This is a genomic window from Microbulbifer maximicatervae (SeqCode), from assembly GCF_052467815.1.
Genome location: NZ_CP174326.1, coordinates 3,547,769 through 3,560,400, shown reverse-complemented (window position 1 = coordinate 3,560,400; position 12,632 = coordinate 3,547,769). Strand labels below are relative to the sequence as shown.

The following is a 12,632-nucleotide window of genomic DNA, read 5'->3' as shown; positions in this document are numbered from 1 at the left end:
CGAAGTACGCTAGACTTCTTCCGAGTTTTCAAGTAATTGACCATCCATTTCCCTTAGGGTGGTGTGCTCATCGAAAACGAGATTTTCGGGGCTCATCACCCCAGGGTACAGCTGCTCGCAAATTAGAATCACCTCGACAATATTCAGGGAATCCACCCCGAGTTCTGCAATGGGTGTATCTGCATCGACAGCATCAACATTCAGCATAAGAGCTATTTGCTCACATAGCTCTTGTACATTGCTTTCTACAACTGCTGTAGACATATTTACTCTCCGGTAACATTTCCTATTTTTAAGTTATTAAATCGCAGCAAGTAGTCCAACGTTAAAGTAAAAACACAAACATGCTGCTCTCGTTCTGAGTATTTTTTCTGCTGTTTTATGGCAGTAGAACTGATCATGGGCGGTATATAGAACCAGACTTTTGCAAGCCAATGGTGTCCATAAAAAAACACCCGCTGAAAAGATTCGTAAACATTACAGATAGGTTTATCACTTATTGAAAGTGCCGGGGGTATTACACCCTCATCTCCCGAACCACCAACAATCTCCACCATCTTACTGGTATTCATTGCCAGTATATTGAGTAAAAACTGGGCAAAAGGCAGATAGAATGTCTGGAAGATATAATCTTCCCTATCGAGACTTGATTCTGAGTCCTGCCAGGCTCGATCCAACTCTTCCTGTACCATATCGGTGTAACTTTGTAGATCGATCCCTTCTACGACTCTATTTTTATGAGCCGTATTAAAGATCTTTGCCCGCTTCTCCTGATAGCCAACCGTTAAAGGCAGGCTTTGTCTACCCACTTTTAATTTGGTGCCGCTTGACTCCGCCAAACGATTGGCAATATGAGCATAAAAAGTGGTATCAACAGGCGAGAAAAGCTTAGAGGACACCTCAGGTAAACTGTTGAAGAGTTTATCGGTAGTTTCTTCAGGAGTCACCAGGGCTGCATCAAATGACCCAGATTGATGATGTTCAGCAGAGAGCCAAATAAGCTCTCTGGCTGATATAACAACATCATCTTCAGGAAAGAGCATTTTGACATTCTGCAAAAGGCTCTTTCTTTCTATGGAGAAACCAAAATACTCTATTTCAATTAAGTAGTGGCAATCTACCGTATCGGCACCAACAGCAGGAAATAGTGATAAATCCTGGCCAACAAATAGACGATCGTCCTTCAGGTAATAATAAAGGGGAAATCGAAACGCCTTGCCAACTTGCAAGTGAAAAGTGTTTTTATCACTTCTCTTTATAGTTCCTAAAGATGTCCAATCTTCGCCATGCCCTGCTCCCCAATCGGTATCATTTAAAAATGAGCTCAGTGAAACCTCTGCACCGACGGGCAACATTTTTTCTCGCATCAGGGGAGTTTTGCCTTTGCTAGGTCTCATGCAACAGCTCCCTCAGATTGCCGCACCAAAGTTGTCAACCAGCTGGAAATAGGCTTCGCCGAAGCAGAAATAGCTGACATATGAGTAGCTCTGGGCAACTCGGTGAGTCCAGCCTTAATATTGGGAGAGAGATACCAACTCAATACGGTGTGGAGCACGTGGGTATCAAGTACTTCGTCCTTCTCACCGACAAAAAAGTGGCAGGGTACATTTAAACTCGCAAAGAGATCCGCGTATCTCTTTACGTTATAGGCACTGAGTAAGTTAAACGTACAGTCCAGAACTCGCCCCTGATTCCCCGCTGCTGATCCCACCGGGGGAAAGCTCAGCACTGATAACTTCCTCAATGGGGGGAACAAAAGTGCCAGCCAATATTTCAGCATTTTTATTTTTGGCAGATTCTGATCACCAGCCGATGCCCTAGGCCGCGTATAGTGACGCTTCCTTCCGTAACGAATGTAATACTCAAAGCCAGATGCGGGAATATCGTACTTTCTTGTTTCTTCTGACTGAGTCAGAGGCGGCGCTATCGCAAAAAAACCTGCAATATCTTTACTGCCATATAGGTGCAGATATTTAAGTGCAACCAGTGATCCCGCGCTGTGTCCCCCAAGAACAAAGGCCTTAGCCCCTCTTTTTTTGAGGTGTTTTAATAGGTCGGCAAGATCGTCTTGCAGTTGATCGGAATAATCGAGATCCCCCGGAACACCTTCACTCTTACCATGGCCTCGCCAGTCCGGCAGACACACACTAATGCCGTTCCGGTGTACCATTCGTCCGAACATTAAATACCACTGGCTACTGAACGTGCTCCCGTGCATGCAGACAAGCACCAAGTCAGATTCATCGCACGGCAACCAGCGAAAGGAGAGTTTTTTTCCATCCCGCGCCTGAAAGAACTCCTGAATCACACAACCTCCGAATCCGCATGAGCAGAGTCTAATTCAACTGTGCGCATAGCTTCACGCTGGTCAATGACCGAATCCATTATGCTATCCGGCTGACTGCGTGCAAAAGCAAGAAATACAGGAACCATACTGGGGATCGCAATATACTCCTGAGTCTGCACCCAGATAGATTTTGCTTTCTTGTTAACCTCAGCAAGTTCTTTATTGGAGTAGCTACCCGCAAGATCCATAACTTCAATCGTATCTGTGTGGAAGGACTCTTCCGATACAATAACGCTCACTGGATCTGCTATATCCTCATTGACTAGATCTGTAAGCTTGATAGATAACTTCTCAAGCAGCCAATTGAGGTCAGCCCCATTCATATTTGGCTTTTGTAAAAGATCAGGCAGAGTGATAGCCTGCTGAACAACCATCCGGTTTGCCAGTTTAGGGAGGTCGAGTCGCGCCTGGACAACACTCAGGAAAACTTCAACCCAAAGTTTGACCCGCAGATCGATTCGCCAACCATCCCGGCCTTGGGTTCCCATTAAATATACAAAGTACTTATAGTGATCGGCACCGGACTCAAAGAAGCCTTCACTGTTTCTGCGAAAATATCGATTCTGAGCTTTAAGCTCTTTTGCCGTTTCAACTAAAAGGCGTTGCAGGATTAACTCAAGGGCCATGTATCCACGGCGCAGGTAACTTTTGCGTAGCCAGTACTCCTGATCCAGATAATTACCTGACATATAATCCCAGGCACTCTCCAGGAAATAAGCAGCGGTATTGTAGGCAAGCAGAGGAGAACACAGTTCAGCAGAGTCAATAACCGGGTATACATTTGCTACATGAGCATAGAGGCCCTGGTAAAATTCTGTGACCACTTGATTCGCGATCGGCAATTCTTTTGCAAGCCGCTGCTGAGCTTCATCACGATTACTATCTGAGATATCGGCAACAATGTACTTACAAATATGGTCATTAAACAGGGCTATCATATCGCCCCCACCACTAAACAGAGGATCAAGGAACATCGAGGAAAATCCGGAGGTAGCCCAGCGGTCCTCAAAGATAAACTCATCCGCTCTATAGGCAAGCTGCCCCCAAGCCTCGAAATCAATAAGCTCGGCGCCTTCCAGAAGCTCCGAAATAGCTCTATAAGCCAACAGAAAATCTAGGAAATCTTGCTTCTTTGTGGGCGGTTTGTCGAATTTACTATTCTCGCCAACGATACCTACACTGGTATAGCCACCACTTAAGGGTATAAACCAAACCCAGTAACCATCTCCAGAAAAATGATTCGTTGAAAGAAAGCGTCCAAAGGCCTTCTTTCTCCAATTCATATCTCCCATGGAGTCGATATCCTGTATGTTCTTAAACCGACCCCAGGCAGAGAAGTGTTTAGGGACATTCTCAACACGGGTAAGCTTCTTATGCTTCTTAGCAACCCGATTTCGACCACTGCAATCTACTAACCAGCGGGCGTTAACCACTCCGCTAGCGCCATCTTCCATAAGCTCTATAGAATGGAGTTCATCACCTGTTTGTATGTTGAGATTTTTTGCTTTTACGCCCCGAATAACCTCTATGCCATTCGCCCTATTCATATCGACAAGGTCGGATTCCAATCTGGCCCGGTCAATTTGAAAAGCTGGATGAGGCGGAATACTGGTGGTTCCGTGCTCACTCATCTCTGTTAATGACAGTGTATGCTCAGGGTTATCGAAGAAAAAACGCAGACCGTTTTTAGGCAAGTGATTCCTATAGAGATAATTCACCAAACCCAACTGCTTCATAAAGTAGTGGCCGGTCATCTCCACTGTCGCTTCACCAACTTTGGCCTTAAACTCAGTATTTGCCTCAACAACCAATATGGTTAAAGCACCATCATTGAGCTTAAGTTGACGGGCCAGGGTTAAGCCAGCCCATCCACCACCGATAATCACTACATCGTAATTGGATTCCAGCTGATCAAGCTTGTTCATGAGACAGCCTCCACATTTGACAATAATGAATTCCAGGAGGAAGCGTCCATTTCACAAAAAGAGTCCTGATCCTGAAGGATATCCAGCACCAGCTTGGTACGGGGTAACTCATTGCGAATAAAGAATTTAGCACTGACAATTTTCGAGCGATAGAATTCCTCATCAGTATCATTCAGGTCCTGACTCAACTTATCTGATGACGCACATGCAGCCTCCAATAAAAGCCAGGCCAAGGTTATATCACCAAGCATATGTAGAATACGTGTGCTATAGGCAGGGATTTTGAACATTTCTTTTGTTTTCACCCATACCTGCACAGCTTTCAGTGCTGCCACGAAATGTCCAAACGAGGTCTTTAAGCGCTCAAATTCAATCTCAAACTGAGGGTAGTCCGTGGCCCGATTGAGGAAATTGTCAATTTCTGCCTGGTAGAATTGGAATAGCTTACTGGAATTACCCAATCCTAACTTATCCCGGATCAAGTCCTGGCTCTGGATATAATTCGTCCCCTCCCAGATTGCCAGCACTTTAATATCCCGGGCATATTGCTCTATACCCAGATCCTTGAGATACCCCTGACCACCACAGGTTTGAATTGCCAATTCACAGATACGCCAAGCCTGGTCGCTGATATAGGCTTTAACAACTGGAGTTAGCAGGTTCATTAATCCCTGGTAGTGAGCAATGCGATCCTTTTTGTCCTCCTGCCCCTGGTAGATTTTGACTAAGCTCTCTGACAATGTCAGTTTAGCAATCAGTGCTCTACAGCCCTCTACCTTGGATTTCATTTCCAACAACATACGCTGGACATCGGTATGCTCAACGATATTGACCCGGCTTGCGGTAGAGCTAAAGCTCTCGTGAAATCTCTTGCCCTGTAAGCGCTTTGTCGAATAGGAAAGTGCATTGTAGTAGGCTGAGGAAGCCATACCCAAGGCGTAAACACCTGTGCTGATTCGTGCCTGATTCATCAATGTAAGAAACTGCAACAAGCCTACATTCTCACGATTCCCCAGTAGGTAAGCTCTACAGGGGCCATTGTCACCAAACCGAAGGTGAGTGTTTGCACACCCTTTAAAGCCCATTTTCTCAGCTAGAGAAATGCATTCGATATTATTAAACCCGCCGAGACTCCCATCCTCTTCAACCCAGTACTTAGGCACAATAAAGCAGGACAAACCGTAGGTGCCCGAGCCGCTTTTTTCGCCACGACCCATAACGAAATAAATGGTGTTTTCTGTCAGGTCATGCATACCGGCACTGATCAGGTATTTTTCGCCCGTTAACAAATAAGTGCCATCTTCCTGTTTCGCAGCGCGAGTCTCTACAAGGGATACATCGCTTCCCGCCTGGGGTTCGGTGAGGCAGAGACAAGATGTCCACTCTGAAGTGGCTAATTTGTCCCTAAACAAGTCTTTTTGCAGATCGGTTCCATATTTTTCCACCAAGGTGGAGGACGGCAGGCAAAAACCACCATAAGTCATAAAACTTGGATTTGCCCCCATAAACATTTCCAGGAGCATTTGCATTACAAAGGGCGGAATAGTCGTATTTTGTTCGCCCTCAAATGAGGAGATATTCCCCCAGTCATCCTTAAACCTCTGCCACATCTCAGGGAATGCGCTCGGGAGCTTCACTCTCCCATTCTCTAACTGGCATCCCTCTCGATCTGAATCCTGGTATCCCGGCCCGAGAACCTCATAAGAGAATTTTTTAGCCCGAACTAAAATTTCATGGAGAATCTCTGGTGAGCACCCTTTAAACATCTGGTCACTGAACAGAGTTTTAGCTTCATGGAACTGTTCTTCAATAAGGAATTTAAATTCTCTTATATCAGTTTTATAAATATTATTATCCATGTCTTGCTCCTTGATATTCCAACAGCGTACGCCAACTACCTGCACCTAATACCCAGTCAAATATCTGGTTATGTCTTCCACGGTAAATCCTCTTGGGATACCTTAATGCCTCACGAATATGCGAAAGGTAATCCTGGCCTAGAGTGTCACCCAGATGCTGGGCGGAACTAAAATCTATATAGGCGTCTTCTAACACCAATTTCTCAACATTTACCAATCTTGAAAGAAAGCCCTGAAAATTGGGCGAAGGAATGTCTATTTTCAGGCAACCTACCCTGCCGCCACCCCCTAGAGTTAACAGCCATAGATCAGTCACCGTTTCCTCAATGTAATAGCTGATCAATTCAGACAGAGGTTTAATACTCAAATAGTGCCAGCCGTCCTCTTCGATACTGGGTAACCATGACGCCTTATCGCTGTGCGAAAACCCTTTCAGGAGCCCCTTGGCCCATTTCGAGCGGATATCAAAGGAAACTACTCGAGTATCATCACTAGAGCTGGTTGAGATTACCTGCTTAATACTCTTTACTAAATCTGGTGCGCCAGATAAAGATGGCGCTTGAGAGAGAATATCGCAGCTGGATATTTGACAGAGATGTGTTTCACAATACTCTCGACAGATCCAGGTAGCCGCCACACCTACAAGAACATCTAAGCCATCTTGATCAGGTCCAACTCCAATTCCCAATGAATCCAGGCACTCTTGTTGCCGCTCTTTGCCCAGTTCGAGATTTAAGATCAAAGCTTCGGCTTCACTACACTTTGAAAAACTCAATACTGCAGCATGGAAGCTGGTGCAGGCACTACCCACAAATCGAATATTATGCCCACCATCTTCAAGGTCTGCTATAAACTCTACAACCCGACTATCCTGTAGAACATTAGCCTCTCCCGCAGAAACCACATAGATAAGTTCTGGTAACAAATCATATTGATCCAGGTATCCTCTCAAGGCATCAAGTAATCGATCAACCTGCCCGCCACTGTCTACCCATAGGTTTTTAATAAACATCTTTATGCTGTCCCGTCCATGGTGTTTATTGTTATATCACCGAAACCGCACTCGATAAGTAATTTAGAAAGCCCCTCAATTAAGAGATCATGGCGATCAACATCCACTGCCAACCTGATTTTCAGCTGGTTTGTTCCCGCTTCAAATGGGTGGCGAACCAAGCTATCTTCAATAGCTATATATCGTTTTCCTTCTCTAACCAATATTTCTTCTTCACCAGCCAGGTCATGAAGCATTAAAACGGTATCTTGTAATAGAGCACTTGGCATACGCCCGCCAGCGGGCATCTGCATTTTTATCAAGATTAAGTCTATATCCAGTCCAGAATCTTCAAAGTATCGCAGAATATCCAGCAGTAATTGATAGTGCTCCGAATGATTCAGTAGCACCGGGCTGGAATTAACAGGTAGACTGGATAATGCAAGATAGTCCTGCTCAGTACTCAACGGCAGCATTTGTGCTAAGCAGGATTTCAATGTGTCCGGATAGGGGTTACGTTCAAGACACGTTGATAACTCAACAGTCTTCATCACGCGGCCTCCATTAGATAGAAGTGACTTTGTTCATCAACGGTAACTTCTACAGTGCAATAATAGCCATTCAATGCAATCGAACAAGCCAGAAAATTTTCTTGCTTGTCAAAGCCTTCTTCAGCGCCTTGGCAAATAATATTCAGCCAGGGATCACTACCAAAACAATGCCCCCATCGATCATGCAAGTCTGGTAACTTTTGATTGGCCGACAACAATTTGGAGAAAATCTGGCGAATATTCTCTGGAAAGAATGGTAAAGATAAAGTCAGGTCATCTCGTCCAACAGCCATTTTTCGGATGACAGTGGCAAATTCCGGAGTTGTATTATAAGTAATCGTGCAGGATGCATTAAGGTTTATACTGTCAAGATCCCGCACTTCAAACAACAGTGTACAGAGACCAAAACCACTATCGCCCCAATTTTCATTTTCTCGCCAAAACGTTAGATCTAAAACATTGGCGTCAAGAATACTAACCAGTAAGTAGCGCGATTCCGGATTTTGTGTCAGGTAATGCCGAAGGCTATAACCCCAAGATGCACATTCATAGGTATTAACAAAACTGGTAACTGGCGCTCTTGCATTATCACCGTAATTGAAGTCCTGCTCACTAATCGCCGATGAACTCAAAGGAAGTTCAATCATGGTAGAGCATAAAAAATGGCGATCTATTTGCGAATCTTTTATCTCTGGAGCAGCATCTAATACACTATCTGTCTGTCTTCGGATAATCCTGGCAATATCACCAAAGGCAGTTGATACATCACTACTGGATGAGGCAGTGATACCTTCTATAGGGATAAAAGCTGCAGATCGTAAATACAGGCTCATACCCGCAGCCCCTTAAATTTGCTATATATCTCAAAGAAGCACCGATATGAACTGCCTTCCATTTTTGTGAAAGCCAACAGATCGCGCTGTCGATTCACGGATTTGATCTTTCCTGACAAGACCAGGTTCAGCAAAAGCTCATTGCTGGTAAATTTCGTTGCCAGTACACGGTTTACACTGTGCATAGAGAAAGTGGTTGCAGCTACCTGCTCATTACACAAATAAATTAGATACTCTATATGAGCCTGATCTTCGCTGGTTAAATGAGCTTCTTTACAGTCATGTAGCCAAAGCACAAAGTGCATTAGTGATTTAACAAAGCGCGGGCGAACCAGTGTTAAAAATCGATTGACGCTACCCAACCCACCTTTGCTCAACAACATGTCTTTGGTAATTGATACTTTACCCTTACAATTTCCCAGCTGTAAGGTGCTATTTAAAAACGGCTCTCCTACAGTACTCTGCCGTAGTTGGTTACAGAGTTCTGGCGGCAACATCACTGTCAGGGGAAAAGGCCTTCCCGGTTGCTTGGTAACTACCATGGCAAAGCCAAGTTTATGTGCCTCAATGCCGTGGATCTTGTCGACATTCAGTAGCATGTCGCTATCAGTTTCAACCAGCTCTGTCTTCCAACCCATAAGGCTCGGGCCGCCGGGGTCTGTCATAAGGAAGTGGCCAAAAATCCCCTGCTCCACCCATTTATTGACCTGGGCAAGCTGATCATCTGTAGCAGTCAGGCTCAACATAATCGAGCCAAATAGCCCGATCATATTGTGAAAGTGATTATCCAGTCCTTCATCCCGGACAGTGTCAATAATTTGATCAATAACAAAGGTCTGCTCAAACTGCTCTAATGGCTGCTGAACCGAAGCGTCCCTAAGTGGTGCAAGCTCTGTCAAAGGATCTTCGATAATCATTGATGCATCGAATAGCCGAGCACAAGAATTTTCTAACAGCGATTTCAATGTGCTGGGCACTGGTGAAATACTGGATAATTGATTGAGAACAAAACCACCTACAACCGATTGCATTTCCATGATCTACTCCACCAGATAAGAGTTCGGAGCCGGCAACTTGAGGAAAGGTGCTACGGTATAACTTGCGTTATAGGCACCACATCCATCAAATATGACTAAGTCCCCTTCTCGAAGGTCAATATTGTTGACTTCCCCAATCACATCTTCCTTATTACAAGATGTGCCCACTAAAAGGACTTTCTGCCCCTCATCATTCCCTTTTAGAGGAGTCCCATTACGCAAAACATGAGGTTGCTGGAATCGTTTAAAGGTACTTTCCGTTTTCGCCAACAGAAAATTTTGGGCCATTCCCCCATCACATACGGCGTACTTGTCACCGTTAATGGACTTTTTATAGCGAACTTCCGTGACGAAATAACCGGCTGAGCCCATAATTGCTCGACCACTCTCGTGAACTACCTTGATATGATCTGGAAATTCAGCAATCAAATTTCTATATTGCTCAAAATCAAACTCCTGCTCTCGCCAATTGGGGTCAAACCCACCACCTAGATTGGCTAATGACAGAGGGTATCCCAGTATTTCCTCAAACTCATAAAAAACTTGCAAGGCCACTTTGGCAGTGTCGAAAGCACCTTTATTAAAGGAGTATGAGCCCCTAAACAAATGAAAACCTAAAACTGGAATCCCATGTTTCTTACAAAAATCCAAAGCCTCAAGACAGCCATTCCAGTCGAAACCAAAATGATCTTTTCTTAGGCTCTTTTGATTTCTATCAAAGTGGCTCAAGATTGAGGGATTAAGCCTTAAAACGACAGGGTTTACCGGCCGCCTTGCCTTCAACTCCTCAACCAAAGCTAATTGATTCAGGTTGTCGATAATTAAATGGCACTTACTCGCAATGGCAGCGCGTATAAAGGCCTTATCTGCCGATGGGTTATTGACAAATCGGGGACTATTCCCTTTGGGAAGTAGATTTAGTTCGCCTATAGATGCAATCTCAATACCGTCTTCAAAGATGTGCCCACAACGAAGTATTAAATCAAGACAACTATTGGCTTTTAGAGAGTATATCAATCCCGTGCCCAGAGCTTCCTTCAGCTGCTTGTAGTTATCGTGAGCAGTTTTAACGGAATAGATATAACAAGGTGTAGATAGCTGTTTCTTATTTTGGCCCAACTGTTGAACCAGCGCATCTGACAGTGCACCCATAACTCCCCCAAGGGTTAAACGTATCGTTTATATTTTTATTAAGTTAGCGTTTTATGTCTTAGGCGGGATCCCGCCTAAATATACTCAGATCATTAGGCATGGACTTGTAAATCCTGTTCTAAGCGCTTCCTATCGACCTTGCTATTAGCGGTTAATTGAATTCCATCAACAAACCTGATATCTCTCGGCATGTAGTCAGTATCTATGTTCGCTTTCAGCCAAGTGCGAAACTGCTTCTGATTGTCAGCGGTATTCTCATGAAGCTCCACAACACAAGTAGCCACTTCATTTTCGAGTTTATCTTTGGTGCCGATGACTGCATTGATATGCACCAATGGGCACATATCAATATGATTTTCCAAGTCCTTTGGAAACAGGCAAAATCCACCTTGTTTTATTAAGTCTTTTGAACGCCCTTTAAAATAGAAAAAGCCATCCTGATCACGGGTAAAAAGGTCTCCCGTCGCCAACCAATTGTCGTCCCGATATCTGCCCGAAAAGATTTCTGCACCACCTTGAGCGGCGGGGTTATAGTAGCCTTGCATCACTGCCGTCCCACGAACATAAAGCTCACCTACCTCATCAGCTTTTGCTTCTCTAAATTTACTGACCTCTGAGTGAGGTATAAATACACGTGCATCCAGGCCAGGGATCGGCTTGCCAACTGAACCCATCTTTTCTTCCCAAAGCTCTGGCTCCAAGTACAAGGCTCGCTTGCACTCAGTCAAACCATACATAGAGAAAACATTTAGATTTGGGCAGTACTCCTTCCAGGCGCGAATCATGTACTCAGATAAATGGCCCCCAGTATTGGTGATACTGCGCAGATTGCTGAGATCAGGTTTAACCAAACCCACCAGTTTCACCAGGGCAGCCCCCATTGCTGGCACGATCGGAAGAACAGATATATCCCTCTCTGAAATCGTTTTAAGGGCTTGTATGGGATTAAATGGTTTGTCGTAGAGGATGGTTGTACAGTTGCTATATAGCGCAAATAGTACCTGATAAAGACCGTAGTCAAATGATAAAGGGGATAAGCACAAAATTCTGTCCTGTACTGTCAGGCCCAAATATTGGGATATTGAGGCCAAAGAGGTCAGAATATTTTGATGGGTAAGCATAATGCCTTTTGGCTTACCAGTACTTCCTGAGGTATAGATCACCAGAGCCAGATCTACGCCTGTGACCACTGGAATAGAAGACACTTCAAACTCTGAGCATTCCTGCTGATAATCGGGCAAGGCCTGAATTTTTCCAGCACGCCATATCGCCTTGGCATTACAGTCTGAAGCGATCATTTTAATTGAAGAATGGCTCAGATCCCCCTTTGCAGGTACAACCACCAACCCCATCTTCCACGCCGCCAACATAATGGCGACCGCCTCTATTTCAGGCTGAGTACACACTAAAATGCGGTCGCCAGCACTGAAACAAACTTCTTCATTTGTAAGTGAGAGCCACGCATTCTCACAGTGAGCCGCGGTCAAAACCTCGCCATCCAGATTTTCCAGACGACCTTGCCAACATTTTTCCACAACTTTCTCGAACAGGCTGGCAAGAGAAAACATTTTTAGTCCATTTATTATTCTAAGATTTTTGATCTAGTCCGAATAAGCCTAAAAAAAACTATTCAAACCGGCTACATGGGACGATCATTTTATAAATCGGATGACCCAATAATGACAAGCATTTTCTGTAAAGCTTATGACAACCTCTTTATCAATCCATGAAAAGTTTCATCCTGTTAGAAATTATTCGATCTGACTAAACATTACAAACATTCCAAAAGACAAATAAATCAAGAAGTTAATAAACCCTTTTTCCGATCTCGCACCACTACCAAGTAAAAAAATAGGCAATGAAAAACCAATTTATTCAGGATTTAATTCCATCAAATGACCAAAAAAAAGAAAATAATTTTTTTTGTAGTAAAACCC

At 44.2% G+C, this 12,632-nt stretch carries 11 protein-coding genes; all 11 read right to left on the bottom strand.

The window, feature by feature from the left end:
• Positions 1–9 precede the first annotated feature (9 nt).
• Positions 10–264, bottom strand: a complete 255-nt coding sequence (locus ACJJIW_RS15560) for an acyl carrier protein (protein WP_413665416.1) — start codon at positions 262–264, stop codon at positions 10–12.
• A gap of 2 nt (positions 265–266) precedes the next feature.
• Positions 267–1,397 carry a hypothetical protein gene (locus ACJJIW_RS15555; RefSeq protein ID WP_444935645.1) on the bottom strand — a complete coding sequence of 377 codons (1,131 nt, stop codon included), beginning with the start codon at positions 1,395–1,397 and terminating at the stop codon, positions 267–269.
• Complete coding sequence (locus ACJJIW_RS15550; RefSeq protein WP_444935644.1) at positions 1,394–2,308, bottom strand: alpha/beta fold hydrolase; 915 nt, start codon at positions 2,306–2,308, stop codon at positions 1,394–1,396. Before ACJJIW_RS15550 ends, ACJJIW_RS15555 begins: the two co-directional genes overlap by 4 nt.
• Positions 2,305–4,272 carry an NAD(P)/FAD-dependent oxidoreductase gene (locus ACJJIW_RS15545; RefSeq protein WP_444935643.1) on the bottom strand — a complete coding sequence of 656 codons (1,968 nt, stop codon included), beginning with the start codon at positions 4,270–4,272 and terminating at the stop codon, positions 2,305–2,307. Before ACJJIW_RS15545 ends, ACJJIW_RS15550 begins: the two co-directional genes overlap by 4 nt.
• Positions 4,269–6,131 carry an acyl-CoA dehydrogenase family protein gene (locus ACJJIW_RS15540; RefSeq protein WP_444935642.1) on the bottom strand — a complete coding sequence of 621 codons (1,863 nt, stop codon included), beginning with the start codon at positions 6,129–6,131 and terminating at the stop codon, positions 4,269–4,271. Before ACJJIW_RS15540 ends, ACJJIW_RS15545 begins: the two co-directional genes overlap by 4 nt.
• The gene (locus ACJJIW_RS15535) at positions 6,124–7,143 is read right to left on the bottom strand and encodes a hypothetical protein (RefSeq protein ID WP_444935641.1); all 1,020 of its coding nucleotides are present in this window, start codon (positions 7,141–7,143) and stop codon (positions 6,124–6,126) included. The genes ACJJIW_RS15540 and ACJJIW_RS15535 overlap by 8 nt, the downstream gene beginning before the upstream one ends.
• Positions 7,144–7,145: 2 nt before the next feature.
• Entirely contained in the window at positions 7,146–7,673 is a 528-nt protein-coding gene (locus ACJJIW_RS15530) for a hypothetical protein (RefSeq protein ID WP_444935640.1), read from the bottom strand.
• Entirely contained in the window at positions 7,673–8,506 is an 834-nt protein-coding gene (locus tag ACJJIW_RS15525; RefSeq protein ID WP_444935639.1) for a hypothetical protein, read from the bottom strand. The genes ACJJIW_RS15530 and ACJJIW_RS15525 overlap by 1 nt, the downstream gene beginning before the upstream one ends.
• Positions 8,503–9,543, bottom strand: a complete 1,041-nt coding sequence (locus tag ACJJIW_RS15520) for a hypothetical protein (protein WP_444894161.1) — start codon at positions 9,541–9,543, stop codon at positions 8,503–8,505. Before ACJJIW_RS15520 ends, ACJJIW_RS15525 begins: the two co-directional genes overlap by 4 nt.
• Before the next feature lie 3 nt (positions 9,544–9,546).
• The gene (locus ACJJIW_RS15515) at positions 9,547–10,695 is read right to left on the bottom strand and encodes a type III PLP-dependent enzyme domain-containing protein (protein WP_444935638.1); all 1,149 of its coding nucleotides are present in this window, start codon (positions 10,693–10,695) and stop codon (positions 9,547–9,549) included.
• Positions 10,696–10,787: 92 nt separating this feature from the next.
• Positions 10,788–12,263, bottom strand: a complete 1,476-nt coding sequence (locus tag ACJJIW_RS15510) for a class I adenylate-forming enzyme family protein (RefSeq protein ID WP_444935637.1) — start codon at positions 12,261–12,263, stop codon at positions 10,788–10,790.
• Positions 12,264–12,632 lie beyond the last annotated feature (369 nt).

Bases quoted from the DNA above. Each gene is read 5' to 3' on its own strand.
- ACJJIW_RS15560 (WP_413665416.1), bottom strand. From the start codon at position 264: ATGTCTACAGCAGTTGTAGAAAGCAATGTACAAGAGCTATGTGAGCAA.
- ACJJIW_RS15555 (WP_444935645.1), bottom strand. From the start codon at position 1,397: ATGAGACCTAGCAAAGGCAAAACTCCCCTGATGCGAGAAAAAATGTTG.
- ACJJIW_RS15545 (WP_444935643.1), bottom strand. From the start codon at position 4,272: ATGAACAAGCTTGATCAGCTGGAATCCAATTACGATGTAGTGATTATC.
- ACJJIW_RS15540 (WP_444935642.1), bottom strand. From the start codon at position 6,131: ATGGATAATAATATTTATAAAACTGATATAAGAGAATTTAAATTCCTT.
- ACJJIW_RS15535 (WP_444935641.1), bottom strand. From the start codon at position 7,143: ATGTTTATTAAAAACCTATGGGTAGACAGTGGCGGGCAGGTTGATCGA.
- ACJJIW_RS15530 (WP_444935640.1), bottom strand. From the start codon at position 7,673: ATGAAGACTGTTGAGTTATCAACGTGTCTTGAACGTAACCCCTATCCG.
- ACJJIW_RS15525 (WP_444935639.1), bottom strand. From the start codon at position 8,506: ATGAGCCTGTATTTACGATCTGCAGCTTTTATCCCTATAGAAGGTATC.
- ACJJIW_RS15520 (WP_444894161.1), bottom strand. From the start codon at position 9,543: ATGGAAATGCAATCGGTTGTAGGTGGTTTTGTTCTCAATCAATTATCC.
- ACJJIW_RS15515 (WP_444935638.1), bottom strand. From the start codon at position 10,695: ATGGGTGCACTGTCAGATGCGCTGGTTCAACAGTTGGGCCAAAATAAG.
- ACJJIW_RS15510 (WP_444935637.1), bottom strand. From the start codon at position 12,263: ATGTTTTCTCTTGCCAGCCTGTTCGAGAAAGTTGTGGAAAAATGTTGG.